The 26,464-nt window shown below is 38.2% G+C and carries 22 protein-coding genes and 1 other annotated feature; of the genes, 3 read left to right on the plus strand and 19 right to left on the minus strand.

Annotation, left to right across the window (positions count from 1 at the left end; all coding sequences use genetic code 11):
- Positions 1-47: 47 nt before the first annotated feature.
- The 12 genes from QKW49_RS02195 to QKW49_RS02250 all read right to left on the minus strand — a co-directional run bounded on the left by QKW49_RS02195 (position 48) and on the right by QKW49_RS02250 (position 12,852).
- Complete coding sequence (locus QKW49_RS02195) at positions 48-1,400, minus strand: trypsin-like peptidase domain-containing protein (protein ID WP_282865957.1); 1,353 nt, start codon at positions 1,398-1,400, stop codon at positions 48-50.
- 96 nt (positions 1,401-1,496) lie between these two features.
- Positions 1,497-2,912, minus strand: a complete 1,416-nt coding sequence (locus tag QKW49_RS02200) for an ATP-binding protein (protein ID WP_282865958.1) — start codon at positions 2,910-2,912, stop codon at positions 1,497-1,499.
- 1 nt (position 2,913) lies between these two features.
- Positions 2,914-3,600, minus strand: coding sequence for a response regulator transcription factor (locus tag QKW49_RS02205; RefSeq protein WP_282865959.1), 687 nt, complete (start codon positions 3,598-3,600; stop codon positions 2,914-2,916).
- Between the two features lie 375 nt (positions 3,601-3,975).
- On the minus strand, positions 3,976-4,767 hold the full coding sequence (gene trpA / locus QKW49_RS02210; protein WP_282865961.1) for a tryptophan synthase subunit alpha: 792 nt from the start codon (positions 4,765-4,767) through the stop codon (positions 3,976-3,978).
- Positions 4,754-5,950, minus strand: a complete 1,197-nt coding sequence (gene trpB / locus QKW49_RS02215; protein WP_282865962.1) for a tryptophan synthase subunit beta — start codon at positions 5,948-5,950, stop codon at positions 4,754-4,756. Before trpB ends, trpA begins: the two co-directional genes overlap by 14 nt.
- Positions 5,943-6,563: a phosphoribosylanthranilate isomerase gene (locus QKW49_RS02220; protein WP_282865963.1), complete on the minus strand. Its 621-nt coding sequence runs from the start codon at positions 6,561-6,563 to the stop codon at positions 5,943-5,945. The genes trpB and QKW49_RS02220 overlap by 8 nt, the downstream gene beginning before the upstream one ends.
- Positions 6,564-6,567: 4 nt before the next feature.
- Entirely contained in the window at positions 6,568-7,359 is a 792-nt protein-coding gene (trpC, locus tag QKW49_RS02225; RefSeq protein ID WP_282865964.1) for an indole-3-glycerol phosphate synthase TrpC, read from the minus strand.
- Between the two features lie 27 nt (positions 7,360-7,386).
- Positions 7,387-8,418: an anthranilate phosphoribosyltransferase gene (trpD, locus tag QKW49_RS02230; protein ID WP_282865965.1), complete on the minus strand. Its 1,032-nt coding sequence runs from the start codon at positions 8,416-8,418 to the stop codon at positions 7,387-7,389.
- Positions 8,419-8,450: 32 nt separating this feature from the next.
- Positions 8,451-9,014: an aminodeoxychorismate/anthranilate synthase component II gene (locus QKW49_RS02235; RefSeq protein WP_282865966.1), complete on the minus strand. Its 564-nt coding sequence runs from the start codon at positions 9,012-9,014 to the stop codon at positions 8,451-8,453.
- Entirely contained in the window at positions 9,011-10,480 is a 1,470-nt protein-coding gene (gene trpE / locus QKW49_RS02240; RefSeq protein WP_282865968.1) for an anthranilate synthase component I, read from the minus strand. The genes QKW49_RS02235 and trpE overlap by 4 nt, the downstream gene beginning before the upstream one ends.
- A gap of 403 nt (positions 10,481-10,883) precedes the next feature.
- Entirely contained in the window at positions 10,884-11,708 is an 825-nt protein-coding gene (locus tag QKW49_RS02245; protein ID WP_282865969.1) for a CsxC family protein, read from the minus strand.
- A 256-nt stretch (positions 11,709-11,964) separates the two neighbouring features.
- Complete coding sequence (locus QKW49_RS02250; protein WP_282865970.1) at positions 11,965-12,852, minus strand: CsxC family protein; 888 nt, start codon at positions 12,850-12,852, stop codon at positions 11,965-11,967.
- 328 nt (positions 12,853-13,180) lie between these two features.
- On the opposite strand from QKW49_RS02250, the gene ychF reads away from it, so the two are divergent.
- The gene (gene ychF, locus QKW49_RS02255) at positions 13,181-14,278 is read left to right on the plus strand and encodes a redox-regulated ATPase YchF (RefSeq protein WP_282865971.1); all 1,098 of its coding nucleotides are present in this window, start codon (positions 13,181-13,183) and stop codon (positions 14,276-14,278) included.
- Between the two features lie 63 nt (positions 14,279-14,341).
- Positions 14,342-14,620 (plus strand) — a binding site (T-box leader).
- Positions 14,621-14,675: 55 nt separating this feature from the next.
- Positions 14,676-15,689: a 3-deoxy-7-phosphoheptulonate synthase gene (gene aroF, locus QKW49_RS02260; protein ID WP_282865972.1), complete on the plus strand. Its 1,014-nt coding sequence runs from the start codon at positions 14,676-14,678 to the stop codon at positions 15,687-15,689.
- Positions 15,690-15,884: 195 nt separating this feature from the next.
- On the opposite strand, the gene ald is transcribed toward aroF, so the two are convergent.
- The 3 genes from ald to QKW49_RS02275 form a co-directional block, all read right to left on the minus strand.
- The gene (ald, locus tag QKW49_RS02265; RefSeq protein WP_282865973.1) at positions 15,885-17,009 is read right to left on the minus strand and encodes an alanine dehydrogenase; all 1,125 of its coding nucleotides are present in this window, start codon (positions 17,007-17,009) and stop codon (positions 15,885-15,887) included.
- 417 nt (positions 17,010-17,426) lie between these two features.
- The gene (locus tag QKW49_RS02270; RefSeq protein ID WP_282865974.1) at positions 17,427-17,879 is read right to left on the minus strand and encodes an Lrp/AsnC family transcriptional regulator; all 453 of its coding nucleotides are present in this window, start codon (positions 17,877-17,879) and stop codon (positions 17,427-17,429) included.
- Positions 17,880-17,979: 100 nt separating this feature from the next.
- Positions 17,980-18,717, minus strand: coding sequence for a hypothetical protein (locus QKW49_RS02275; protein WP_282865975.1), 738 nt, complete (start codon positions 18,715-18,717; stop codon positions 17,980-17,982).
- Positions 18,718-18,934: 217 nt separating this feature from the next.
- Here QKW49_RS02275 and QKW49_RS02280 point away from each other — a divergent pair, with 217 nt between their 5' ends.
- On the plus strand, positions 18,935-19,174 hold the full coding sequence (locus QKW49_RS02280; RefSeq protein ID WP_282865976.1) for a hypothetical protein: 240 nt from the start codon (positions 18,935-18,937) through the stop codon (positions 19,172-19,174).
- 179 nt (positions 19,175-19,353) lie between these two features.
- On the opposite strand, the gene QKW49_RS02285 is transcribed toward QKW49_RS02280, so the two are convergent.
- The 4 genes from QKW49_RS02285 to mnmA all read right to left on the minus strand — a co-directional run bounded on the left by QKW49_RS02285 (position 19,354) and on the right by mnmA (position 26,443).
- Positions 19,354-22,137, minus strand: a complete 2,784-nt coding sequence (locus QKW49_RS02285; RefSeq protein WP_282865977.1) for a VWA domain-containing protein — start codon at positions 22,135-22,137, stop codon at positions 19,354-19,356.
- Positions 22,127-23,938 carry a BatA and WFA domain-containing protein gene (locus QKW49_RS02290; RefSeq protein WP_282865978.1) on the minus strand — a complete coding sequence of 604 codons (1,812 nt, stop codon included), beginning with the start codon at positions 23,936-23,938 and terminating at the stop codon, positions 22,127-22,129. The genes QKW49_RS02285 and QKW49_RS02290 overlap by 11 nt, the downstream gene beginning before the upstream one ends.
- The gene (locus tag QKW49_RS02295; protein WP_282865979.1) at positions 23,935-24,810 is read right to left on the minus strand and encodes a DUF58 domain-containing protein; all 876 of its coding nucleotides are present in this window, start codon (positions 24,808-24,810) and stop codon (positions 23,935-23,937) included. The genes QKW49_RS02290 and QKW49_RS02295 overlap by 4 nt, the downstream gene beginning before the upstream one ends.
- Before the next feature lie 544 nt (positions 24,811-25,354).
- Positions 25,355-26,443 (minus strand): tRNA 2-thiouridine(34) synthase MnmA, encoded by a 1,089-nt coding sequence (gene mnmA / locus QKW49_RS02300; RefSeq protein WP_282865980.1) that lies wholly within the window; start codon positions 26,441-26,443, stop codon positions 25,355-25,357.
- Positions 26,444-26,464: the final 21 nt, after the last annotated feature.

Genomic DNA, 26,464 nt, shown 5'->3' on the forward strand with positions numbered 1-26,464 from the left:
AAAAAAAGTATCCTAATAACAATAATATTAGAATACTTTAAAATAATTTAATTTTTTTCTTCTATAAGTTCCACTTCAAAAGTCATTGCTTTCATATCACGTCTGACTTCTATTTCCACAATATCGCCTGCTTTAAAATTCTCTTTTTCTTGATTTAGTTCATCCATTGTTTTTATTGTCTTACCGTTAAACTTGACAATGACATCACCTGGTTGTATTCCTGCTTTCCCAGCACCACTGTTCTGTGCAACCTGATCAACATAAACACCAACAGGCAAATCATACATTTTTGCAATATCCTCAGTAACATTACGACCGCTAATGCCTATTAAAGGTCTTCCTGTCACATAACCATGCTGTATTAACTCCTCAATAATGGGCTTTGCTTCATTGGCCGGAATGGCAAATCCTATTCCTTCTACACCGGTAGCAGACATTTTAATGGTGTTGATCCCAATGACTTTACCATAGGAATTCACCAATGCGCCTCCGGAATTACCGGGGTTGATTGCCGCATCTGTCTGAATTAACGTCATAGTTTTATCTTCCACTTTGATAGTTCTGTTTAAAGCACTGATAACCCCCGTTGTCACTGACCCGGCAAACTCCTGGCCTAATGGATTTCCAATAGCTACCGCTAACTCTCCTACCTGCAGTTTTGAAGAATCACCCAATTGTGCATAATGTAAATCTTCCGCATCAATCTTAATGACCGCCAAATCGGTCTTGGCATCTTTTCCTATAAGCCTTGCTTCATATTTTTTACCTGTATTTAATATGACCGTTACCTCTGTAGCACCTTCAATAACGTGATTATTGGTAATGATATATCCGTCAGGACTCATAATGATCCCTGAACCGCTGCCTTGCTCTACTGTCTCACGGATAAAACCCTGCGTCTGTACTCTGTTAATAATTCCTACTACAGCAGGTCCGACTTTTTTTGCAATATCCATCACTGATAGTTCTATATTTCCACTTTCATTGGCTACTATTTTAGGTGTTGCAGGAGTAACCGAATCCACATTCTTTTCCTGATTGTCGCTGTTATTCTCGTTAGCATTATTATTGGTACTTTCATTGTTTTCATCAGTTTGCTCATTATTTTGAGCGTCATTGTCTTTATCGGCCAACACTGCGGAATTTGGTGCACTTGATAGCGTATTATTCAACATGGGACTTAAAAATGCGAATGTAGAGCCAAATATCATTCCTCCAATTACTGCACTGATAATAGCTACCGTAATATAGTTTAAAGACAGCTTTTTCTTCTTTTTCTTTTTTTGTGAATAATTTTCAGTATAGTAGGATTGTGTATTATTAAATATCGTAGGCTGCTTATTTACCGCATCTTTTTCAAAATCATCCCGATGCCATTTATAGTTATTAAATTCATCCATGTAAATTACCTCCTCATGAATCTTGTTTTACTCTAACTATATTGTAAACTATCTTTTTTAAAAAAGTATGAACAGACTGTAAACTATCTAAAAAGTCTATGCCTTATTTAGTGTAACAATAAATTTGGTGTATTTTTCTAGTTCGCTTTCTACAAATATTTCTTCTCCGTGTTGGTTAATAATATTTTTTACAATGGCCAAGCCTAGTCCTGTCCCGATTTTATCCTTACTTCTAGACTTATCCGTTTTATAGAATCTATCCCAGATATATTTCAGCTCTTGTGCGTCGATCCCGATACCATAGTCTTGTACAGAAACGTATACCTTACTTCCTTTTGTCTCTACAGTAATATCGACAATGCCTTCATTTTCCGAAAATTTTATTGCGTTATCAAGCAGATTGGTTATAACTCTCTGAATACTGTCCATATCAGCTTTAACATAGCTATGCTCATCTTCAAAGTTTGCATGGACATGAATATTTTTTTCCATAAGTCTCGTTTCAAATTTTATTATACTTATTCTTATCAATTCATTAATATCAAACTCCCGAATATCCAATTCTCTTTCCCCAGCCTCCATCTTAGCAAGGTCAAGAAGATCGTTAACCATCCTTGAAAGACGCTTGGCTTCATCCAGAACAATATTCAAATACTGTTTTTGTTTTTCATGAGGTATGGTATCGTCAATAACACCTTCTATAAACCCTTGTATGGTCGTCATTGGCGTCCTAAGCTCATGAGATACATTTGCTACAAAGCTCCTCCGCATGTTTTCCAAATTCTGCAGCGATTCTGCCATACTATTAAAGGTATTGGCAAGCTCACCAATCTCATCTTGCGATTCAATGGATACCCTGTTTTCGAATTGTCCGTTCGCTATTGTTTTTGCAGCTTTGTTGATTATTTTTAAGGGCCTTGAAATTCTTCTCGATAAAAAGTAGATAAGCACAAAAGCTGTAATAATAGCTATAGATACCGAAAACATAAATAATCTAAATACATCATTGGTCAACCGATTAATTTCTGGAATAGGAGAATTTAAAAAAACACCTCCAATAATTTCATTTTGATACTTAATGGGCATTCCAACACTGAGCACCGTCTGATTAAACATTCCTCCAAAATTACCGATCTTTTTATAGCTTTTTCCCAACAGAACATCTCCATACTGTTCTTTGGTTAGATTTTCACCCTCCATATATTTATAAGCAGGATTGGATGTTGCAAATATATCCCCCGATTGGTCGATTATAAAAATAAATGAATGCGTATTGGTTCCATAAGATTCCAGATTGAGCCTGTACAGCCTTTCAACTACGCTATTGCTATTATCGATCAATACGGTTGTCATTTCTTCTACTCTTTCACCTGTATATCTTAACAACTCTTCTTTCTCTGAGGTGGCATAATCGCGGAGCAGACCGAATAATAGTACCCCTACTATGATAAAGGTGATCAATATAATTAAAAAATATGCCGACATCAGTTTACTGAATATACTTTTAGACAATCTATTTCACCTCAAATTTATATCCTACTCCCCATACTGTCTTTAACTCCCACGGCTGTTCCCCGCAATCCAATTTCTCTCTTAAACGCTTTATATGCACGTCCACCGTTCTGGAATCTCCAAAGTAATCAAAGCCCCATACTTCCTGCAATAGTTGTTCTCGGGTAAATACTTTATTAGGATGAGATGCAAGATAATACAGCAGTTCCAATTCTTTAGGCGGGATATCCATGAATTTCCCGTTCACCTTTAACTGATATGTCGCAAGGTTAATTAGAAGATTAGGATATACAACTTCCTTCACGTCTGCGCTTTTCTGCTCATACCTACGAAGAACAGCTTTTATTCGTGCAACCAATTCCTTGGTTTCAAAAGGCTTTACCATATAATCGTCCGCACCCAGCTCTAATCCCAGTACCTTATCAAATGTCTCACCCTTAGCAGTAAGCATGATGATAGGAATATTACTTATTCTCCTTATTTCTCTACACACCTGCCATCCATCCAATTCAGGCAGCATGATATCCAATACGACAAGAGAAGGCGTCTCTGCTTTAAATAAATCCAGCGCTTTTGTTCCAGTATATGCCGTCACTACCGTAAAGCCTTCTTTCTCAAGGTATAACCTGATTAATTCACAAATATTATAATCATCATCTACCACCAGTATCTTTACAAAAGATGCCATGTTTTTCCCTCCAGTTATTTAAGTCCTGAACCATTTATAGGCTATAGATAACCAAATTGAGGATTATAGTTTACCAACTTATATATCATATGAGCTCTTGTAGGGGCGGACGACTCTGTCCGCCCGCGGATAACGCAATAATGCATCGGGCGGACAGGGTCGTCCGCCCCTACAACTAACCATCTAAATCCCTTCTATTTCGGACTTACACTCAGGATATTTTAAACTTCAATTTTGATTATCTATACTACCAGACTGTGTAATATTACTGAAAAAGTCTGTTTCTATACTTATTATATATTATAAATGCTTATGTTCAATACAAAATGAATAAAGTTCACAAATAATTTAAAAAAGAAGTGCCAATGGCACCTCTTACAATACTGCTTTTTTTAGTTCACCAACAAAGCTCCCGACTTCATCAAAAAGCCGTTCGGTCTGTCCATAGTCCTCCACTCTTTTTACAATAGCGCTGCCCACAATCACGCCTTCACAATAATCCTTCAACTCTTTCACTTGCTGAGGTGATGATATACCAAATCCTATCGCTTTTGGCGTATCGGAATATTTACTGATTTCATTCATAAAATCTAAAAAGTTTGTTTCAAACTTTTGGCGTGTACCGGTAACACCGGTAGACGATACGCAATATATAAATCCCTTTGCATGCTGGGCAATTTTTTTGATTCTTTCTTTTGAAGTAGGTGTTATCAATGAAATGATATTAACATCATATTTTGACGCAAGTTCTCGTATTTCCTCACTCTCTTCAAAGGGAAGATCGGGAATAATCAGCCCATCCAACCCTATTTCAGAACATTCGATAATAAACTTTTCTATCCCATACTGGAGCATACAATTAAAATATAATAGGTATAGAAGAGGGATCTGCGTTTCTTTTCTCAATTCTCTTACCATATTCATAATATCTTTAATCTTTATTTTCTTTTCAAGTGCCCTCTGTGCCGCTCTTTCAATGACCGGACCATCAGCCACCGGATCTGAATAAGGAATTCCGATCTCAACGATATCCGCACCATTTCTCTCCATCTCCAAAACCAGCCGCTTAGTGGTTTGCACATCGGGATCTCCGGCGGTAATATATGTGATTAACGCTTTTTGGCTATTTTGTTTTAATATCTCGAATTTTTTCTCAATCCTTGTCATTTAAACTCACCCCCATCACATTTGCGATTGTATAAACATCTTTATCGCCTCTTCCTGATAAGTTTACCAGGATAATATCGTCTTTCTTGGTAGTTGGGCACAACTTTATAGCATATGCAATAGCGTGTGAACTTTCCAATGCAGGAATGATGCCTTCCATGCCGCACAGAAGTTCAAACGCCTCTATAGCTTCCTTATCGGTAATACTAACATATTCTGCCCGTTTACTGTCTCTTAGATACGCATGTTCAGGTCCTATCCCGGGATAATCCAATCCTGCCGATATGGAATATACCGGATCAATCTGTCCGTCTTCATCCTGCAGAAAATAGGACATCATTCCATGAAGTACGCCAATCTTTCCTTTTGTCAGCGTAGCCGCATGCTGGTCGGTATCTACCCCCAACCCGGCTGCTTCAACACCCATCAGTTTTACATTCTCATCCAGTAAAAACGGATAAAAAATACCCATAGCGTTGCTGCCTCCTCCTACACATGCGATAACATAATCGGGAAGACGGTTCTCTTTTTGCAAAATCTGTTTTCTTGCTTCATCGCCTATAATCCTTTGAAAATCCCTTACAATCATAGGGTATGGATGCGGTCCTACCACAGACCCGATAACATAAAACGTATTTTCAACATTAGCAACCCAATCGCGAAGCGCATCATTCGTTGCATCTTTTAAAGTAGCGGTACCTGAGTGAACCGTATTGACCTTTGCCCCTAAAAGTTTCATTCTGAACACATTTAATGCCTGTCTTTCCACATCTTCTGCACCCATATAGATTTCACATTGGAGCCCGAACATCGCGGCAACCGTTGCGGTAGCTACGCCATGCTGACCTGCACCGGTCTCGGCGATGATTCTGTTTTTACCCATTCTTCGTGCCAGCAGGATTTGCCCTAAAACGTTATTAATCTTATGCGCACCGGTATGATTCAAATCCTCTCTTTTTAGGTATATTTTCCCTCCGCCTAAATGTTCGGTTAGCCGTCGGGCATAATACAGCGGTGTCTCTCTACCGGAATATTCTTTAAGATAATAGGTCAGCTCTTCATTAAAATCCGGATCGTCTTTATATCTTTGATATTGTTTCTCAAGCTCTACTAATGCGTTCATGAGTGTTTCCGGAACATATTGCCCTCCAAAAACGCCAAATCTTCCTTTAACATTATTCATCTTCAAACCCTCCAAATCTTACCTTTTCCAAAAATTCTTTGATTTTCGCTTCGTCTTTCCGCCCGTCTGTCTCTACTCCACTGCTTACATCTACACAATAAGGATGAACCAATGAAATGGCAGCTTCAACATTGCCGTTATTAAGGCCTCCGGCTAAAATAATTCTCCTGTCAGCTCCAATTTTGGATACCAACTCCCAATCAAAAGTACGTCCAACACCGCCATATTGGTCCGCAGCATACGCATCCAATAACAGAGTATCTACAGGATATTGCTGAACATTTTCCAGACTTTTCTCATCTTTCACACGCACTGCCTTCCAGATAGGTTTATTAATCAGTGAGCAGTAATACGGTGTCTCATCACCATGAAGCTGTATAATATCTATCTCACATATATCACTGATCTCATTGACTGTTTCCGCACTTGCATTTACAAATACGCCCACCTTTTTTATCTCCGCAGCTAAAGCACCAGTCATTTCTCTGACAATACCCGGCGTTACCTTTCTTCTGCTTTCAGCAAAAACAAAGCCAATATAGTCAGGCCGATACTTGTTGATGATATCTATATCCTTTTTGGTCGTCAGCCCACAGATTTTTACTTTTACCATATACTTAAGCTCCTATCCCATCACGCAGCTCATTGATTTTTTGCGGAATGCTGGAAGATTTGACCAATGTTTCTCCTATCAATACCGCATTTGCACCCATTTGCTGCAGCACCTTCATGTCGTCATTATTCCTTATACCGCTTTCACTTACCACTAAAACATCTTGAGGCATATGCCGTATCAGTCTCTCGGTTGTTGCTAAAGTCGTTTCAAAGGTTTTTAGGTTTCTGTTATTAATACCTATGATGTTGGCACCGGACTTCAATGCCCGCTCCAGCTCATATTCATCATGTACCTCTACCAAACAATGCAGATTAAGGATATTTGCGATAATTTGAAATTTCTTCAACTGCTCATCATCAAGAATAGAGACGATGAGTAAAATAGCATCTGCCCCTAATATCCTTGACTGGTAAATCTGCCAGCAGTCAATAATAAAATCTTTTCTTAGAAGCGGTATGGGCACATTCTGTCTGATTTGAACCAGGTATTCATCACTGCCCATAAAAAATTCTCTTTCGGTAAGCACCGAAATCGCTTCAATTTTGTTCTCATAATAGGTATTTGCGATTTTTATCGGCTCAAACTGCTGGCATATCACCCCTTTAGATGGGGATGCTTTTTTTACTTCAGCGATGATTGACAGTTCTCCCGGCTTATATAACGCCGTGTAAAAATCATTTACGGGCCTTTGGGTGTTGTTCTTCAATTTACCTTTTAACTCATCTAGTGTAACCTGTCTTTTTTCCTGTTCAATCTGTTTTAGCTTATGGGTTACTATTCTATCCAAGATCATAAATTCACCTTCCTCAGCTCTCCATACTTAATGCTGTACCTTAAATTCGTTCTTATTTGTAAATGCTATAAACTCGCCCAGCTTACGTTTTGCGCTTCCGTCTTTGATAATACCGTCGGCCATACCGATTGCTTCCTGGATGGTAGATGTTTTTTTACCAACATATAATGCGGCGGCACTGTTTAATACGATGACATCTTTCTGCACACCTTCACAGCCTTCAAAAACATCCTGAATAATACGGGCATTCTCTTGAGCTGTTCCTCCTTTTAAATGCTCCGGCCGGCACAATGCCATGCCATAATCCCGCGGATCCAATATATATTCACTGATTTCTCCATCTTTCAATTCACATACCAAGGTTCTTCCGGTTAATGAGATCTCATCCAATCCGTCTTCGCCGTGAACCACCATTGCACGTTCCACCCCCAGATTAGATAAAACCGAAGCGATAGGGCGAAGCAGCTGCTTGTCATATACACCCAGCATTTGTCCTTTGGCTGAAGCCGGATTGGTTAATGGTCCAAGTACATTGAATATGGTTCTAATGCCTAATTCTTTTCTGGGTCCTGCCGCATATTTCATCGATCTATGAAATGCTTGGGCAAACATAAATCCTAAACCCACCTGCTCTATACATTCTTTTACCTGTGGAGGCGTTAAATTGATGTTCACCCCTAAAGCTTCCAGCACATCTGCGCTTCCGCTTTTGCCGGACATCGAACGGTTTCCGTGTTTTGCAACCGGAACACCTCCTGCCGCTGCAACAAAAGCCGCCGCTGTTGAAATATTAAATGTATGTGCACCATCTCCTCCTGTGCCACAGGTATCTATATAATAATCCAATTCAGGATAAATACTCTCTGCTTTTTTCCTCATGACTTTCGCACAACCCGTTATTTCTTCAACTGTTTCCCCTTTAATTCTTAATGCAGTGATAAAAGCTGCAATCTGAGCTGAAGTAGCTTCTCCATTCATGATCATTTCCATTGCTTGAATGACTTGTTGTTCCTTTAGATTTTGTCCATTGACCAAATGATCTATCGCATTTCTTAACATCGCACATCTCTCCTATTCTATTCTCATCTCTTCTATATACTTAAAAAATTACTAATCATGTCCATACCGTATTCTGTAATGATAGATTCCGGATGAAACTGTATCCCATAAACAGGATATTCCTTGTGGCGTACTCCCATGATTTCACCTGCATAAGTAGATGCAATAATCTTCAATTCTGGCGGGAGACTTGCTTTTTCTACAATCAGAGAATGATACCTTGCTGCTTGGATCTGCCGGGGCAACCCTTTGAAAATTTCACAATCTTCCAAAAGTATCTCGGATGATTTGCCATGATATAGTTCTACAGCGTGCACGATCTTTCCGCCGAAGGCTTCTCCTATTGCTTGATGTCCTAAACAAACACCTAAAATCGGAATCGTAGAACAAAAAGTTTTAATCACATCGATGGAAATGCCTGCTGTATTAGGAAAACCGGGGCCGGGAGATATAATGATATGTGAAGGTGACATTTCCCCTACTTCCCGCACACTCATCTTGTCATTTCTCACTACTTTGATATCGCTGTTTATACTTCCAACATACTGATAGAGGTTATACGTAAAAGAATCATAATTATCAATAATTAAAATCATTTTATCTCACCTGCCTTCTTCACCGCATTAACCAGGGCTTTTGCCTTATTAATAGACTCTTCATATTCATTTTCCGGCACAGAGTCTGTTACAATCCCTCCACCAGCTTGTATATACACCTTACCGTTCTTAAAAACCGCTGTTCTTATCGCAATACATGTGTCCAGATTTCCATCAAAGCCTATATATCCTATCGCCCCTGCATATACATTACGCCGTATATTTTCAATTTCTTCGATAATCTCCATGGCACGTACCTTAGGCGCCCCCGAAACGGTTCCTGCGGGAAGTACCGAGGTCAATACCTCAAGCGGAGACTTATCCTCAGCCTTTTTACCTTCTACATTGGTGACCATATGCATAACGTGGGAATACCTTTCTACGTGCATAATATTTTTTGCTTTCACACTGCCAAAAGTGCATACCCTTCCGATATCATTACGTCCCAAATCCACCAGCATAGTATGCTCCGCCCTTTCTTTCTCATCACGCAACAGGTCTTCCTCAAACCTTTTGTCTTCTTCAGGTGTTTTCCCTCTTGGTCTTGTACCTGCAATGGGACAGGTTTCCACGATGCCGTTTTCAACACGGACAAGCATTTCGGGAGAAGCCCCCGCAATAGCATAATCTTCAAATTTAAGAAAATACATATAAGGAGAAGGATTTAATGTTCTCAAGGTACGGTAGACATCAAAAGGATCTCCATCAAACTTTTTTCTTAATCTTTGCGATAAAACTACCTGAAAAATATCTCCATTTCTGATATATTCTTTGGCCTTCAAAACATTATTGCAAAACTCTTCCTTGGTAACACTGAAGGAATACTCCTCATTATTCACAATCTGATGCGTATCCGATGTTTTACTATTAAACTTAACCGACGCTAACTCATTAATGATATGTCCTATTTTTTTAAGCGCTTCCTCATAGGGATTTTGCTGTTTACTTGGGAATGTATTTACGATAATATGAATCTTCTGTTTTAAGTGGTCAAAAACAATGACCTCTTCGGGTACCATCAAATGGCAGTCCGGAATGCCTAGCTCATCGGGATTCTCGTCTTTGATATCTTCATAGCATCTAATCATGTCATAGCCGAAATATCCTACGACCCCACCGTAGAACCTTGGCAAGTTATGAAACGTCTGGCTCTTAAAACTGTCCAATAATTTTTGAAGCACACTAAACGGATTTTCATTATATTCTAATTTTTCATTTTGAATTTGAATGGTGGTGAGTCCCTCCATTGTTTTAAATATAATAAACGGTTTTCTGCCTACAAATGAATACCTTGCCCACCGTTCTCCTCCTTCTACACTTTCAAAAAGGTAGCTGTATTGTTCGGTGGAAAATTTCTTGTAGATTGAAATGGGTGTTTCCATATCCGCACTAATTTCACAGCTTACAGGAATAACCTTTGAATTTTCGCTGTAGATCATGTACTGCTCATGCGATGGATAATACATATGATACCTCCCCTTCATTGTGAGGCATATGAGATGAAAAATAAAAAAACCCGAACGAAACGTCCCGGTTTATTGACACAATTATATAAAGAAATAATGCAATTACAGGATGCTGCTTCATCCTTTATGTAACTACACTCGTCAACTAAACTCATCTCATCTCGCCTAAACTATCTAAACTCTACTCTACTAATAAACTTTAAATGATTATAACATGATTTCAGAGGTAAATCAATATCTTTTTGACTAAATTTTAACTAAATCATTAGAACTAAACCATTAGAAAGAAGAGGTGAGTTCTAAGACTCTTAGAGTACTCACCTCTTGAACTATCTTTGCAGAGGGGATTAACAAATGAAACACGATAGATGCTTCAACAGATGATATACCTAATCATCTATTTTTATCTATAATGACGTTTTGAGGGTTTGGATTTCCAGTTCCACTTGTCTTCATAGTCACTGCATTTTTTATTTTTATATGGTTCCGGAACATATACCTGCTGTTTTTGAAGTACTTTTAACTTAACAAACAGTACCATTTTTTCCGTAAAGCTTTCGAAGACATGCTCAGCAGGGAAGTCACATCCTAGAGACATCGGATTTCTGTGAATATCTTCTTCAAAAATCTTAACGTCTTCTAATTCACAGAACACTCTTTCAGTAAAACATTCGTAATGCTGAAAATCTTGTTCACATGGGTTACGGCCCATGATGTTTTGCGCGCACGGATCACAGCCAACCAGTTGATCGGTAAAATATTGAATCTCTTTTGAAAATCCTGTTTTACACGTAACAGGTGGATTAATATAGTGTATTTTTGTCACACATCTAAATGGAACATTGACGGTTGTATGCACGATATCACCGCTAATGGCACCATTATCATTTGGTTCGCATCCTACTGTCGCATATTCAATATTTTTTCTTACGTACCCACTTAAAAACAGCTTCCCTGATTTATGAGAGTCAGTATCAATCAGTTTACACTGAGTTAAAAATACATTCTTTTTAATGCGTTTTATCTCTAGTGCAGGCTGTTCCAACTCGATGATAGACTCTACGTCTATCTGGACTTCCGGTTCTGCAATAACCACCGGAATTTTAGCTACCAGAGGGCCAAACTCTCCAATCGGTTTTGTGCATTCATTAGAACATTCATTTAACGTAACTGCTTCAGATACGTTAGCATTACAAGTTTGTCGAATACAGGATTGTTCACACGTCATTTTAAAACCTCCATATTTATTTTTTAGGATAATAAAATGAATGATTCTGTGTTCATTCTACATATTTTACTTCCTACTTTAGAATATGCGTGGTTTAAATAATATGTTACTATGTAAACTTAAGTAATTTCTCACCATTTATACTCTTTATTTTTTATATTTAAATAGACAATCCAAAACACATTTAAGCACCTATCATGATATGTACTCAAATGTGTTTTATGGACTGATAAATAGGTCTTATTTCTTTAAGCATTTAATGGCTCTTGCATCCGGTGTAGAGTGTACCGGCACTTTTAACGTAACCTTTTTTAACGTCATGCCGATTCTTCTCCACCTTATTGCAAGTGTTCTCCTTCTTTTTTTCATTAGTACCGTATTCTTCACGCATTGCTTCATAGGGGGCAGGGATATATATCTGCTGCTTTTGAAGTAACTTTAATCTTATGAATAACACCATTTTTTCTACAAAACTATCAAATAATTGCTCGTTAGAAAACTCGCATCCTAAAGAAACAGGCTCTCTATGGGTATCTTCTTCAAATATTTTTACTTCCACTAATTCACAGAATACTTCCTCGCTAAGACATTCTACATGTTGGAAACTTTGCTCACAAGGATCGTTTCCTATAATATTCTGCCCACAAGGGTCGCAGCCGGCAAGTTTATCTGTAAAAATCGCTATTTGTGATGCAGAGTTTTTATTGCACGTGATGGGCGGAACTGAATATTCAACTTTTGTGACGCACTTAAAAGGAATATTCACTGTAGTATGACAAACACTTCCGTTGATTACCCTATTCTTTGTGCATTCACTTTCTACTGTAGCATATTCAATATTTTTTCTTACAAATCCGTTCAGAAACAATTTACCGACCTTAGAAGAATCGATATGAATAAGTTTACACTGAGTTAAAAATACATTCTTTTTAACCTCTTTTATCTCTAACGCAGCTTGTTCTAGTTCTATGATAGATTCTATATTTATCTGAACTTCCGGTTGTGCAATAACAACCGGTATTTTCGTGATTACAGGTCCATTTTTTCCAACCGGTGTTATACACTCACTGCTGCATTCATTTACGACACATGTTTTTATTATTTTAGCGTTATTAACCCTATTTTTAGAATCGATACCATCCACACTTATCACCTCCTTTAATTGTAATAGTATCATTGTAGTAAGTAATTAAAATATACATTTTGCATTCTAGTTTATCATATGAAATAATGAAACGAGTTGTTCCTTTATGTATATCAATTATGTGAAAAATCAGAAAGCTTTTATTTTTTTTATCGTATATTCCTTGCGTAAACATTTTCAGTGTTATATAATATTCTTTCGTAATGTGATATGTCTAAATATATAATAAATGCGCTAAAGATTTACCGCTGTTTAACCGTGTAAAATTCTTATTCGCTATTTATATAGTTATTACGATGATATAGATTTATATGAAAGGATAGATTTTATGAAACTTGGAATCGTCGGACTACCAAATGTAGGTAAAAGCACGCTGTTTAACGCCATAACACAGGCTGGAGCAGAGTCTGCAAATTATCCGTTCTGCACTATTGAGCCAAACGTAGGAATTGTGCCTGTTCCTGATGAAAGGCTGGATAAACTGGCTGAAATGTATAATCCTGATAAAATTACTCCGGCTAGCATCGAATTTGTTGATATTGCAGGATTGGTTAAAGGTGCCAGTAAAGGGGAAGGCTTAGGCAATAAGTTTTTATCCCATATCAGAGAAGTTGATGCCATTGTTCATGTGGTTAGATGCTTTGAAGATGAAAATATTGTACACGTAGAAGGCTCTATCGGACCGTTAAGAGATATTGAAACCATTAACCTTGAACTGATCTTCGCCGATATGGAAATGTTGGATAGAAGGATCGACAGGACTAAGAAAGCAATGAAATCCGGAGATAAAAAGTTCCAGACTGAACTGGATTTATTGGAAGAAATCAAAACTGTACTCGAAAACGGCAAGCCTGCACGAAGCATTCAGTTTGATGCCGAACAGCAGGAGATTGTAAAAGATATCGCTCTTCTTACCTTCAAACCCGTAGTATATGCCGCGAATGTATCCGAAGAAGATTTTGTTAACGGTATAGAAAACAATGCGATGGTAAAAGAATTGAAACAATTTGCAGAATCTGAAAATTCTGAAGTATTGACCATTTGTGCTCGAATCGAAGAAGAAATTGCTGAGTTGGATGCTGATGAAAAGAAAGAGTTTTTGGCTGACCTTGGCTTAACCCGCTCAGGCTTGGATAGACTTATCCAAACCAGCTACAGGCTTTTAGGTTTGATCAGTTATCTTACCGCCGGTCCTCAAGAAGTACGTGCTTGGACCATCACACAAGGTACAAAAGCACCGCAAGCTGCCGGTAAAATACACACGGATTTTGAAAGAGGTTTTATCCGTGCGGAAGTTGTTGCTTACAATGATTTGATGGCATCCGGTACTTATACTGCAGCAAAAGAAAAAGGTTTGGTACGGTCTGAAGGAAAAGAATATGTGGTCCAAGATGGCGATGTCATACTGTTTAGATTCAATGTATAATTTTTTCAAAAAAACTATTGACTTTTCACAATATATGTGCTAGTATTTTAATAATTTATAGCTTCAAATGCTATGAAGGGGAAAAGTAAGTTTAAAAAGATTTTCCAGCGAGTCAGGAATGGTGTGAGCCTGATAAATTGATTTAATCCGAAGTTCTCCCCAGAGCTGCAGGCTGAATGCTTACGTGCTATTAGGCTGTGCCGGAAACTCCAACCGTTACCTAGGAGGGTATATCAGAAATTTTTGATTTATACATTATTTCTCGTATGCTTATTTTAAGTGGTTTCCTTTTAGGATTCAATTCGGGTGGTACCGCGCAGAGTTCAACTCTTCGTCCCTTTTGTGGATGAAGAGTTTTTTATTTTTTCAAAAAAACTAATTAGGAGGTAATAAAAATATGATCATTGTTATGAATTCATCAGCTACTAAAGAAGAAATACAGAGTGTTGAAAACATTCTGGTTAATCTAGGTTTTAAAACACATCCGATCTATGGTGAAATTAAAACTGTTATAGGCGCCATTGGGGACAAACGATTACTGGATACCGAAATGATTAAAAATCTTCCCGGTGTTGAAAACCTTGTTCCTATTATGAAACCTTATAAACTTGCCAGCAAAGAACTACAACAAAATAAAACTATTATAGAAATCGGTGATCTAAAAATTGGCGGCAATGAACTTATTGTCATGGCAGGACCATGCGCAGTTGAAGATGAACAGGTCTTCTATGCTACTGCCCACAAAGTAAAAGCAGCCGGTGCAAAAATACTAAGAGGCGGTGCGTTCAAACCCCGCACTTCCCCCTATGCTTTCCAAGGCTTAGAAGAACAAGGATTAAAAATGCTTGATATCGCCCGCAATGAAACCGGACTAAAAATCGTTACCGAAGTTGTGGATACCCGGGATGTTGAAACGGTTGCAAAATATTCGGATATTCTTCAGATTGGTGCCAGAAATATGCAGAATTTCAGGCTGTTAAAAGAGGCAGGTGCATCCAATAAACCCGTGCTTATAAAAAGGGGACTGTCTGCCACCATTGAAGAATGGCTGATGGCAGCAGAGTATGTTATATCCACAGGCAATCCCAACATCATACTTTGCGAAAGAGGTATCCGCACCTTTGAAACGGCTACCAGAAACACCTTGGATATCAGCGCCATACCGGTTGTGAAGGAACTCTCTCACCTTCCCATCATCGCTGATCCAAGTCATGCTACCGGTTCATGGAAATACGTCAATCCTCTAGCAAAAGCAGCGATTGCAGCCGGTGCCGACGGTTTGATTATCGAAGTGCATAATGACCCGGCAAAAGCTATGTGTGACGGCCCGCAGTCATTAAAACCGGATAAGTTTAAAGAATTAATGCAGGAATTGAGAACTGTCGCTTTAGCAGTGAATAGAAATATTTAGTGCTAAAGCGGTCAGTCGAAAAGGTTAGGAACTTTTATAGGAGTGGATGACCCTGTCCACCCGCCGATAACCCAATAATGTATCGGGCGGACAGAGTCGTCCGCCTCTACGAGAACTCATAGGATATATAACTTGCTAATTTTAAAATTTTAATTTGGTTACCATACTAAGTAAATCGATCTTAATGAAATCAAGTTATATGGCTTCCAAGAGCTCTACAGCATTGGCATGTGGCAAGACCAGACTACTGGCAACTGATTGACAGGTTACTTTTCCGCTTATAGTATTTAAACCTTTTCTTAAACAATGATTCTCAATTAATGCAGTCTTTACACCTTTGTCGGCAATCTGGATAAGATACGGCAGCGTTGCAGCTTCCAATGCTAAGGTTGAAGTTCTGGGTACCGCACCAGGCATATTGGCAACAGAATAGTGTATCACACCGTATTTTTCATAACAAGGATTGTCATGGGTAGTTACACGGTCTATAGTTTCAATAGAGCCTCCTTGATCAATGGCTACGTCCACGATTACGGCACCCTTTTTCATCCCTTTTACCATCCCTTCGGTAACCAGTTTAGGGGCACTTGCGCCTGCCACTAATACTGCTCCAACCAATAAATCTGCATTTTTTACTGTCTCAGCCAAATTGTATTCATTACACACCAGCGTGGTTAGTTTTCCCATGAATATATCATCTAGATAGCGCAATCTCGCAGTACTGATATCTAGTATTGTAACATTTGCACCTAACCCAACCGCCATCTTTGCTGCATTTGTTCCTACTACTCCACCGCCTACGATCACAACATCGGCCGGTTTTACGCCTGTTACTCCACCAAGAAGAACACCTCTTCCTCCAGCATACTTTTGTAAAAGATTCGCGCCTATTTGAACGGACATCCGCCCTGCAACTTCACTCATAGGTGCAAGTAACGGAAGCTCTCCCGAATCCAATTGTACGGTTTCATAAGCGATTCCGGTAATTTTTTTCCGTATTAATGCATCTGTTAATGGTTTATTCGGTGCTAAATGAAGATATGTATATAGATTTTGACCTTCTTTAAACAAATCATATTCTTCTTCCAAAGGTTCTTTGACCTTTACAATAGTATCAGCAAGATCAAATAATGTTTTCTTTGACTCAAGCACTTCTGCGCCTGCTGCAATATACTCTTCATCTGTAAATCCGCTCCCAATTCCCGCTGATTTCTCAACAAGCACCCTATGCCCTTTTTTTACAAGAACACCAACCCCTCCTGGCGTTAATCCAACACGGTTTTCATTATTTTTTATTTCTTTTGGCAATCCTATAATCATTTTAATAACTCCTTTCGATATCAATCATCTATTTTGATTTGGTAAATTGTTGTTAACTTATTCCACACGAATACTTAAAATGATTTTCCGGATGATTTAAATTTAATATTATAGACAAAATTCATGTGGAGATATTTTGTAAATTTTAAAAAGAAATTACCCTCTATATTAATGAATTCATTCAACATCTTCTTATGCGCATAATTAATTGTTATTGTGATTATAACAATTTGCAATAATAATTTCAATATATTTGATATTTATGAATAAATATTTTTGAATTTATTTTTTTTTCAAAATTTTTTTATTTTTAGCCACTGTTCCTAAACGCAAACAAAAATTTTTTCTGTATGAAAACATAAAGAACCCCTTATCACGCTTTTCTTCAGTAATAAGGGGTTCTTTATTGTAATTATTTCATTCAGGATAAATAGAATGGCTATTCTTTACAGTATCCAAAACAACATTGGTATATGTTTTAATAATTCCCGGCTGGCTTTTTATTTTATTTAACACACGTTCCAGTGTTGAAGGTGTCTCGGTAACGATTTTTATTAAATAATCATAATTTCCCACTATATAATGACATTCCAAGATTGAATGTTCCTTGCGGACAAATTGCTGAAATCCATCATTATACTTTGGTGATTCAAGACTGATAAACATAAAAGCCGTTAGTTCTTTTTTAAAATGTACACCATTAATAATCGCAGTGTATTGGAGAATAGCGCCTGAGTTTTCCAGCTTTTTAATACGTTCACCCACTGCGGAAACTGATAAATTTATGGTACTGCTTATTTCTGAATTAGATATTCTGCTGTTTTTTTGCAATATCCTAAGTATTTTAATATCGGTTTCATCCAACTTCATCAACTCCAATATTTTATCTAAAATTCCATTAATCGTTTACATTCTTACAATAGTCTTATATTAAATATTTGTCAACGATAAATTAAAAGTATACTTTAATTTATTTTGTTTCATCTTTCTTTCCTATAGAGATGAAATCCACTATTGAAGGAAGCTGGTTTGACGAGCTGTTCTGATGTTGGTCATTAAACATACTGTTAATTATTTTTGTAAGATCAATTGTTGTTGGCGCCTCAATATTAATAGTATTCTCCTCATCATCTTCTTCCGTTACATGTTCAGGTTCTTTTGTAATCGTAACAAATTGCAATAAATCTAAAATCATCGGGGATGCTTTTATTGATAAGTTACACTCTTGTATTTTCTCTTCTTGTTCCCTCCCTGCCTCAGCTTCTCTTGTTTCCTCTTCTACCTCTTCTGTAAAATCCATGAGTATGTTATCTTCTAACTTGCCTTCATCCATATATAGGTGGTCCTCTTGCGATGTTTCTGCTTCTTTTTGAACTATATTCTCTGTTTGATCTATAACATTAGCCTGTGATACGATCTTTTGCTTTTGCAGGATGTTATTTTCACTAACTGTAGTATATTTTTTCAAATCGGTACATTTATAAAAGTTTGTTCTTGTTTTTGGATTTAGCACATGGAATAGTGGTCCGCTAAAATCTTGCACTTTCTTTTGAACCTCTTCTTCTACTATAGTATCTATATGCTTTGTACTATAAGTATCCTTTTTTATTGATATCTTTCTATCACTATGTTTTGATACCTCTTTGGCAGCAGTTGGAACCTTACGATAGCTTTCCAAATTACTGCATTTTATTCTTTTCATTTTCATTATTGGCTACCTCCACCTATCAAAATAAATATATCACTTTAACACTACAATTCATAATATGCATAATATATTTTATTGGGACTCATGTCGGTAAATAAAGCTTCCAACTAGTTTATCATATTATTATTACGTTAACATTTTCATGCCTGCTGCATATTATGACACTAAGGGGTATTCTTACTACCCTTCAAAACATCAATATTAGGAGGTATGATCTATGTCTACAGGAAATGAAAGATGTCCTAAAAATCCTTGCCCTCAACTACCTGGCACTGTACTTCGCGTATTTATTCCAGCAGGCGCAGTAATCAACTTGCTCAACATCATTGAATTATCTTCTCCCAGCGGAATATGCCTAGTTCTAAGATTGCCTATATTGGGTGGAAATTCTAAGCTTGAAACACTTGTTAATTCCGTCAAACAAGCTGGGGGTACCATTGAATTTATGAACCAATAAGCTTTAACAATTCTCCTATTCTAAAAAGAGATGAGTTGCTCCCAACTCATCTCTTTCTATTCATCACCCACTCAGCACTATTCTTCATTAATTCTTCACTATTAACTATTCATTATTAACTATTCATTATTAACTATTACTTCTTCACTCTTCGTTGTCCATTGTCCATTGTCCATTATTTACAGGTTTCTGTTCTTTTTCATATTAAGCAACCTGCTTGTATGCTCTGACTGATCTTGAATATTTTTATTTTTTCCCGATTGATCATCTTGCTTTTTAAATGATTGTTTCGCGTTATTATCCTTTTCTGTATTGAGCACTTGAGGATGTTCTTTTTGTTTATAACGTCTCTCTTGTACCTTTTTAGATATTGTATTATTCATATTAATCCATAACAAGGCCGCCTGATTGCTTATTTTTTGCACTTTATGGTGAGAAATATTAATCCTTCTAATACAGATATCGCACATTAATACTAACATAGCGATAACAAGCAAGATATGGGTAATATCCATTTCACTCCAAACTTTTTCCAATTCTCTTTCAATCACTTGCCTGGAGTTTTCCAGTACTCTTCCTCCCCCTGCTTCTGCCAACCTTCCTATATGGTCTTTATCCTTCACATGATTCATATCATATTCCGGTGAATAAGAAAGTACCATCCCATTTTGTATACTCTCTTCTCTTCCATCAGCATGTTTTATATTAATACGGGTAATATATGCGCCTAGTTTATCACTTTTGAACTGTGCTTTATACTTACCAGGTGCGGTAACATCAAAACGCACTTGATTTTCATGCATATCAGGGTCTATGACCAGCCCCGTAATCTCTTTATCTGCTGCCATATCCTCCAGCGCAAGTTCTAAATTCACCTTGTCCCCTTCAATCTGTCCTTCTAGAGAATACCCTTCCATTTGGTTATGCTGCAACGTCCATGATAGAATGTTTTTCCAAAAAGCTGCGGACTGGTCCCATGCCATCCAATCTTCCGTCCACTGCCCTTTTGCATCGGATGTCCAAGCAACTACTTTACCAAGTCCATACTGACATGAAGCAAGGATAGGGTCATCCTGATCACTGGACAATATTACCTTTGCAGTGCTTTTCGCTGTGGTTCCGACATAACCATGTAAATCCGGAACCGACTCAATATTGCTCATGATTTCAGAAAAACCTGTTAATGCAGGTGTAAAGAGCCTATTGTTGATATAAGTTTTACCGGCAAGAAAGGTTTCCTTGGTAAATATTTTAGGAATATCGGAAAACACATCGGTCTTATAAAATCTTCCCGAGCCGTTCTCTGCCAGATACTGCAGTAAATCCATATCGGCACCGGTACCTACGGCAACGGATGAAAGGGTAATACCTTGACTTTTCATCGTTTGTATTAAGCCATCATAACCGTAATTTTCTGCTTGGCCATCCGTAAGAAGGATAATATGCTTTAGTTTTGTATCCCGGCCGGATAAAGATTGAATGGCCTGATCCAGTGCGGGTAGAATACTGGTACCTCCATCTGCCCTTATACTGCCGATCTTCTCCTGAACCGCTCTGATATCATCCACTTTCCCGGTCTTTACAACCCACTGCGCCGCTCCGTCAAAAGCAATCACGCCTAACTCGTCTTGCTCCTTTAAAGCTTCTGTAGAGCGGATAGCGGCCTCTTTTGCAAGCTCTATTTTAGACAACCCGTACTGACCCTCACTCATACTGCCTGACTTATCAATGACCAGCACCAGCCCAAGGTTGGGTATATCCGCCTTATTCTTTAAATTCATATCTACCGGAAGAATCCGTTCAAGAGGGGTCCTAAAATATCCTCCCAGTGCATAACTGTCTTCCCCGCCTGTAACAACCAGACCTTTTCCCAGATGTTTTACATAGGACTCCAAGGAGTCCATAAACCTATCATCCAAATCTTGTGCCGAAACATTAGAAAGCACAATACAGTCGTAATGCTGGATCTCTGTAAGCTCCAGAGGAGCAGCGGAAGGTTTTATAACCGTCATATCACTATCGGTTTCAAAAATCTTTGCAAGCTCACGTCCTGCTTCATCTTGGCCTTGAATGAGCAAAATATGAGGCACATCCTTCACATAGGCAAACTGCGAATCTTCGTTGTTTTTCAGTACATCATCTATGTCCGCATCTACCACTGCCTTATAAACCACGTTTCCTCCTTTTGTTGCCGTGTCTTTAAAAACAAACTTATTTTGACCCTTTTGTATTTCAACAGTCTGGTGCGTTACAGGCTGATTGTCCGCATATAGGTATATTTTTGCGGAAGTATTTATATTACTATCAATGTTCACAACAATATCAAATTGCTCATTAATATGGATATACTCCGGAACAGAAATCTGAGATATTTGTACATCATTCTGCTGCTTTTCAGGCAGTTCAAAGACATCTGTCACAATCCCTTGTTCCCGCAGCAGCTTAACTTGCTGCAATGTATGACCTATATTTTCCTTTCCATCGGTAATAAGTACAATATGCTTTCTGGTATCGGTGGGCATGAGTGAATATGCCAGTCTTAGTCCTTCTTCAATATTTGAGTAACTGCTCTCTATTTTTGTTTCAAAACCGTTAAATCTTGGCTGCCGAGATACGGATTGCTCAACAAGCGCGTTGGCACCAAAGCTTACGATTCCAATACCATCCTTATTTCTCTTCTCGTTGATGGCATCCTGAATAAAATTTCCAACAGTTTCTTCCCATTCTGCCGTACTATCTGAACGGTCTACTACAAAGACTGTAGTAGTATCATCCGTATAGCTCTTAATACTTATTCCGCTTAACGCGAGAATTAACATCGTAAAGATGACCATTCTTGAAACAGTGATACAAATCCTTCTCCACTTCACTAGCTGTTTAATATGCCGATTCATGAAAAAAACCATTGCTGCAGCCAAAGGCAGCAACAAAAGCCAATAGGGCTGAATAAAACTAATTGCCATAATTATACACCCACCATTCTACACAGAGCACCATGAAAGCTAAAAGAATAAAAATCCACGTAAGATTATAACCTATTTCCAATTTATTGTTTCTGTCTTCTATATTTATTGATGCTTCGTCATTGCCGCTTTGGTGTACCAACATTGATTCAGAAGATACAGGATAATTCACGGCAAAAAAATCATACTTATTTTGATTCTGCGACGTATACTCAACTGTATAAAAACCGATCTCATCGGTCTGCTCAAAAGGAATCACCGGAAAGGGCGGTGCCGCTTTTGACCTTTTACCCGACGGACTGATAACATTGATTTGTTCTACTTCGGGATTCACATTAAATTCTGCTGCTTCATACGGATGCAAGCTGCCTATTTTTTGCATTGCAGAAGGTGCCAGCCACTCCATAAAGTTATTTATCATGATTGGAAAAGCAGACTTAAGCGGCAAATCCGAATGATGAAGGTCAAATCCCACAGCAATGATTTTTTGTGTCCCTTTCTGTCCGGCGACAATCAAAGGCATTTCCCCGCTGCTTAATACTATTTCTCCCCATTCAGGCACCTTTATGTCCCTAGCTGCTCCAATTGAAAATTTGTAATCTTGAATGTGCTCCATTAGAAAATGAGCAGACTGATCTACAGAAGAAATCTCAACATCCCCATCCTGCACTATCACCCAAGGATTTTCAGGAGTAGGATTGAATATCAATATGTTTCCGTCCGTCGGCAGCTCAATCGGAATATAACCGTCATAGATATATACATCATAGCCGTCTGATATATTGGCATTACCATGGTTTGTTTTAAACAATTCAATACCCGGTATAAGCAGCAATGCTTTTTCTAAAAAAACATTTTTTTCGGTAACCAGCAGTACTTTTCTCTCTTTTTCTTTTGCAATAACCGTTCTTCCAATATTATCATTATTGATATCATCTTTATCTTCAATTTCACAAGCCAACAGCGTCACGTCTGATGGAACTGTATTCCAATAGATATCTTTTGTTTCACCGGCGTCCAAAGAAATATCTTTAGCGTCCAATACTTCTTCGTCACCGTACAGCGATAGGGAAAGGTTCTTTTCTTTCGAAGAATAGTTTGCAATTTTTGATAACACAATGATTTTGTCCCCCTGCTGCGTGTATGAGAGAAGGAGTACTGCAGCGTTCTCATTGTTTCCAGCCACATTGACAAATTGGGCATCCTCAAAAATTTTATAATTATTGTCCCCCAAAAAGATCACTTGCGCATTTTGAGATTCATGCTTAATAGACTGAATGATTGTTTTAGCTTCTTGAATATTGGCCGCACCATTTGTCAATGCTATCTTTTTTACTATCTCCATTACAGTACCTTTGTCCATGCTGCCATTTAATTCGATCTTGGTCTTCGGCCCCATGCTGATTACTGTAAACTGTGTATTGGGACTGCTGTTTCCAATCACTTTTAACAGTTCCTTCTTAGCACTTTCAAATCGACTGGGCGATGTATCTTCTGCTTGCATGCTGGCAGATACATCCAGTACAAGAATGAGATGCCTGGATAGCGTACCTTCGGTTTGAATAAACGGCTTTGCCAATGCAAATATCAGCAGCGACATAAGAAGCAGCTGAAGCAGCATGAGCAAATTGTTTCTCAGCTTCTGCCATGGCGCATTCGCCTCTATGTCTTTCAATGCCTGCTGCCACAGCATAATGCTGGAAACAGGGTAATCCTGGTGCTGCTGCTTTAATAGATATAAAATAACGATTAAAGGTAAGAAAACCGCGAATATAAATGCCAATGGTGAATAAATAGTCATTGCTTTGCTCCTATCGTCATTTTTACCATACTTTCCATACTTATTTCAGAAGATAACTCTATATAACGAATTCCCCGTTTAAAGCAATATTTCTTAATATCATCTTTAAAACCATCCAATACGTTTTGATACGCCTTGATCAATCGGTGCGACACAGTGATATCTTTTGCTTCACCCGTCTCTACATCCAGCAGCCGAACACTCCCACCGATGGAAGGATGTAATTCTTCCGGCGAAAGAAGTTGGCAGAGAATAATATCCTGCTTTTTATACTGTAAGTACTTTAACCCATCTTTTACATCATCAAAGGACATCAAATCAGATATAAGGATAGAGATTCCCGCTCCTCCACTGCCATCAAAAGTTTTGATTGCCCTACTGAGATTTGTAACACCTTCGAAGGGCAAGTCATTAAGATAGCGCAGCACCTGCCAGAATGCATCCTTACCATGGATAGATTTTCGTGAAGAATGCAACTGCTCATTCACTGAGTAAACCGAAACTCTATCAAAATTAGACAAACCGATATAAGCAAGGGCAGCAGCGAGCCTTTTTCCTTGTATTCCTTTATGCGGTTCTCCCCAGTCCATGGAGCCGCTGGTATCTAAAAAGATATTAATTCTGGCTTCCCGTTCTTCGGTAAAAAGCTTGAGAAACAATTTTTCGAATTTTCCGTAGGCATTCCAGTCTATTCTTCTGAAATCATCACCTGCCGCATATTCCCTGTAATCGGAAAATTCTACCGAGCTTCCTTTGCTTCGAGACTTCCTGTTACCATTTCCGTTTGAACTCATCAGCTTACGGCAATCGATTCTTAGCTGCTCTATCTTTCTTAAAAACTCACTATCAAAAATATTATCTATTTTCTCCATATCATCACCATCTAAAAGTCAATATTAAGTTAGACGCATATCCGGGTGTTTTGGTTCCTATATTTGAATAAAATAAGTGGATTTTGCCCTACAAATAAATAAAAAACTAAGAGGGTCATGCATGTTGATTTATTTCTCAAATCAACATGCATGACCCTCTGTTTCTTTCAATTATTATAAAAATGTTTACAATCACCTTATTTGTGTTATAATATAAATAAGGTAATCGGTACCGCGAAAGTGCGGTTGCCACAAAGTGATTTAATTTAGATTAATCACACTGCGTGCGAGGCAGGGTGATTATTTTTTTGTCCTGAAACCCAGGACTGCTATAATCAACATAGAGAACAAAATCATTAATGACAATGTTTCGTATGTACTCATAGCGTCACCCCCTTTCCCATAGGAAGTGAGATGACAACCACACCCTGCTTTCCCGATTACCTTGAGCATATAATATCATAAAAATATATCATCTTCAATAAACAGCTTCATAAGAAGCAATTATTTTACAAATTTATATATAGTTGCGTTAGAACTCCTCTCATAACGATTTCTCAATCGTTCCGCCGCCAACCAGCACATCACCATCATAAAAAACAACTGCCTGACCCGGTGTAACAGCTCTCTGAGGAACAGAAAATTTCACAACGGTCTTCCCACTTGCATCGGGACTAATAATGGCTTCGGCTTCCTTCGCGCTGTAACGGATTTTCGCCGTTACTCTTAGTTCTCTATCCAATGCGTCAAAAGGAATAAAATTCGGTTCTCCCGCAATCAATGCTTCACTATATTCCTGCCCTGATTCCCCCAGTATCACCTTATTGTTTTCCGCATCAATGGCTATGACATACATAGGCTTACCGAAAGCAATCCCTAACCCTTTCCTCTGTCCTACCGTATAATGAATAATCCCTTTATGCTCTCCAAGGACATTTCCTTCCGTATCTACAAAATATCCAGGTTTTCCTGAATTACCTGTTCTTTCATGTATAAATCGTGCATAGTTATTATCCTCAACGAAGCAGATTTCCTGGCTGTCCGGTTTGGAAGCGACTCCTAGTCCCAGTTTCTTTGCCATCTCTCTGGTCTGATCTTTGTTATAATCGCCGAGAGGCATTAGAATATGCTTCAGCTGCTGCTGTGTAAGGTTGTATAAAGCATAAGTCTGATCTTTTGAAACTGTAGCTGATTTTTTTAATAAGTATCTTTGTCGCACATCATCATACACAATGCGAGCATAATGCCCGGTAGAAACGTACTTCACACCCATTGCCACTGCTTTTTGCAGCAGCGCATCAAACTTCACGTGCTTATTACACGCGATACAGGGGTTAGGGGTTCTTCCTTTATGGTATTCATCTACAAAATAGTCAATAACCTTTTGTTCAAAAATCTCTTGAAAATTCATCACATAATAGGGAATCCCCAGCTGATCCGCAACACGTCGGGCATCATCAACTGCCGACAAGGAGCAGCAGCCCCCTTCTTTAATTTTATCCTGCCCCAATGATTCGGGCCATATTTTCATGGTCACGCCGATTACATCATATCCCTGCTCAAGCAAAAGAGCGGCAGCAACAGAACTGTCGACACCACCGCTCATACCAATAATTACTTTATCTTTTGACATTGAATCACCTATTTAGCTCTT

It is taken from the genome of Petroclostridium sp. X23, from assembly GCF_030013905.1.
In the GTDB taxonomy this organism is placed as follows: Bacteria; Bacillota; Clostridia; order SK-Y3; family SK-Y3; genus X23.

Coding starts and splice junctions, on each gene's coding strand:
- QKW49_RS02195 (WP_282865957.1), bottom strand. CDS start 1,400: ATGGATGAATTTAATAACTATAAATGGCATCGGGATGATTTTGAAAAA.
- trpE (WP_282865968.1), bottom strand. CDS start 10,480: ATGTATTATCCATCGCATGAGCAGTACATGATCTACAGCGAAAATTCA.
- mnmA (WP_282865980.1), bottom strand. CDS start 26,443: ATGTCAAAAGATAAAGTAATTATTGGTATGAGCGGTGGTGTCGACAGT.
- QKW49_RS02295 (WP_282865979.1), bottom strand. CDS start 24,810: ATGGAGAAAATAGATAATATTTTTGATAGTGAGTTTTTAAGAAAGATA.
- trpC (WP_282865964.1), bottom strand. CDS start 7,359: ATGATCTTGGATAGAATAGTAACCCATAAGCTAAAACAGATTGAACAG.
- trpD (WP_282865965.1), bottom strand. CDS start 8,418: ATGTTAAGAAATGCGATAGATCATTTGGTCAATGGACAAAATCTAAAG.
- QKW49_RS02290 (WP_282865978.1), bottom strand. CDS start 23,938: ATGACTATTTATTCACCATTGGCATTTATATTCGCGGTTTTCTTACCT.
- QKW49_RS02280 (WP_282865976.1), top strand. CDS start 18,935: ATGTCTACAGGAAATGAAAGATGTCCTAAAAATCCTTGCCCTCAACTA.
- QKW49_RS02245 (WP_282865969.1), bottom strand. CDS start 11,708: ATGACGTGTGAACAATCCTGTATTCGACAAACTTGTAATGCTAACGTA.
- ald (WP_282865973.1), bottom strand. CDS start 17,009: ATGATTATAGGATTGCCAAAAGAAATAAAAAATAATGAAAACCGTGTT.
- trpB (WP_282865962.1), bottom strand. CDS start 5,950: ATGAATAATGTTAAAGGAAGATTTGGCGTTTTTGGAGGGCAATATGTT.
- ychF (WP_282865971.1), top strand. CDS start 13,181: ATGAAACTTGGAATCGTCGGACTACCAAATGTAGGTAAAAGCACGCTG.
- QKW49_RS02220 (WP_282865963.1), bottom strand. CDS start 6,563: ATGGTAAAAGTAAAAATCTGTGGGCTGACGACCAAAAAGGATATAGAT.
- trpA (WP_282865961.1), bottom strand. CDS start 4,767: ATGACAAGGATTGAGAAAAAATTCGAGATATTAAAACAAAATAGCCAA.
- QKW49_RS02270 (WP_282865974.1), bottom strand. CDS start 17,879: ATGAAGTTGGATGAAACCGATATTAAAATACTTAGGATATTGCAAAAA.
- QKW49_RS02275 (WP_282865975.1), bottom strand. CDS start 18,717: ATGAAAATGAAAAGAATAAAATGCAGTAATTTGGAAAGCTATCGTAAG.
- QKW49_RS02235 (WP_282865966.1), bottom strand. CDS start 9,014: ATGATTTTAATTATTGATAATTATGATTCTTTTACGTATAACCTCTAT.
- QKW49_RS02285 (WP_282865977.1), bottom strand. CDS start 22,137: ATGGCAATTAGTTTTATTCAGCCCTATTGGCTTTTGTTGCTGCCTTTG.
- QKW49_RS02205 (WP_282865959.1), bottom strand. CDS start 3,600: ATGGCATCTTTTGTAAAGATACTGGTGGTAGATGATGATTATAATATT.
- aroF (WP_282865972.1), top strand. CDS start 14,676: ATGATCATTGTTATGAATTCATCAGCTACTAAAGAAGAAATACAGAGT.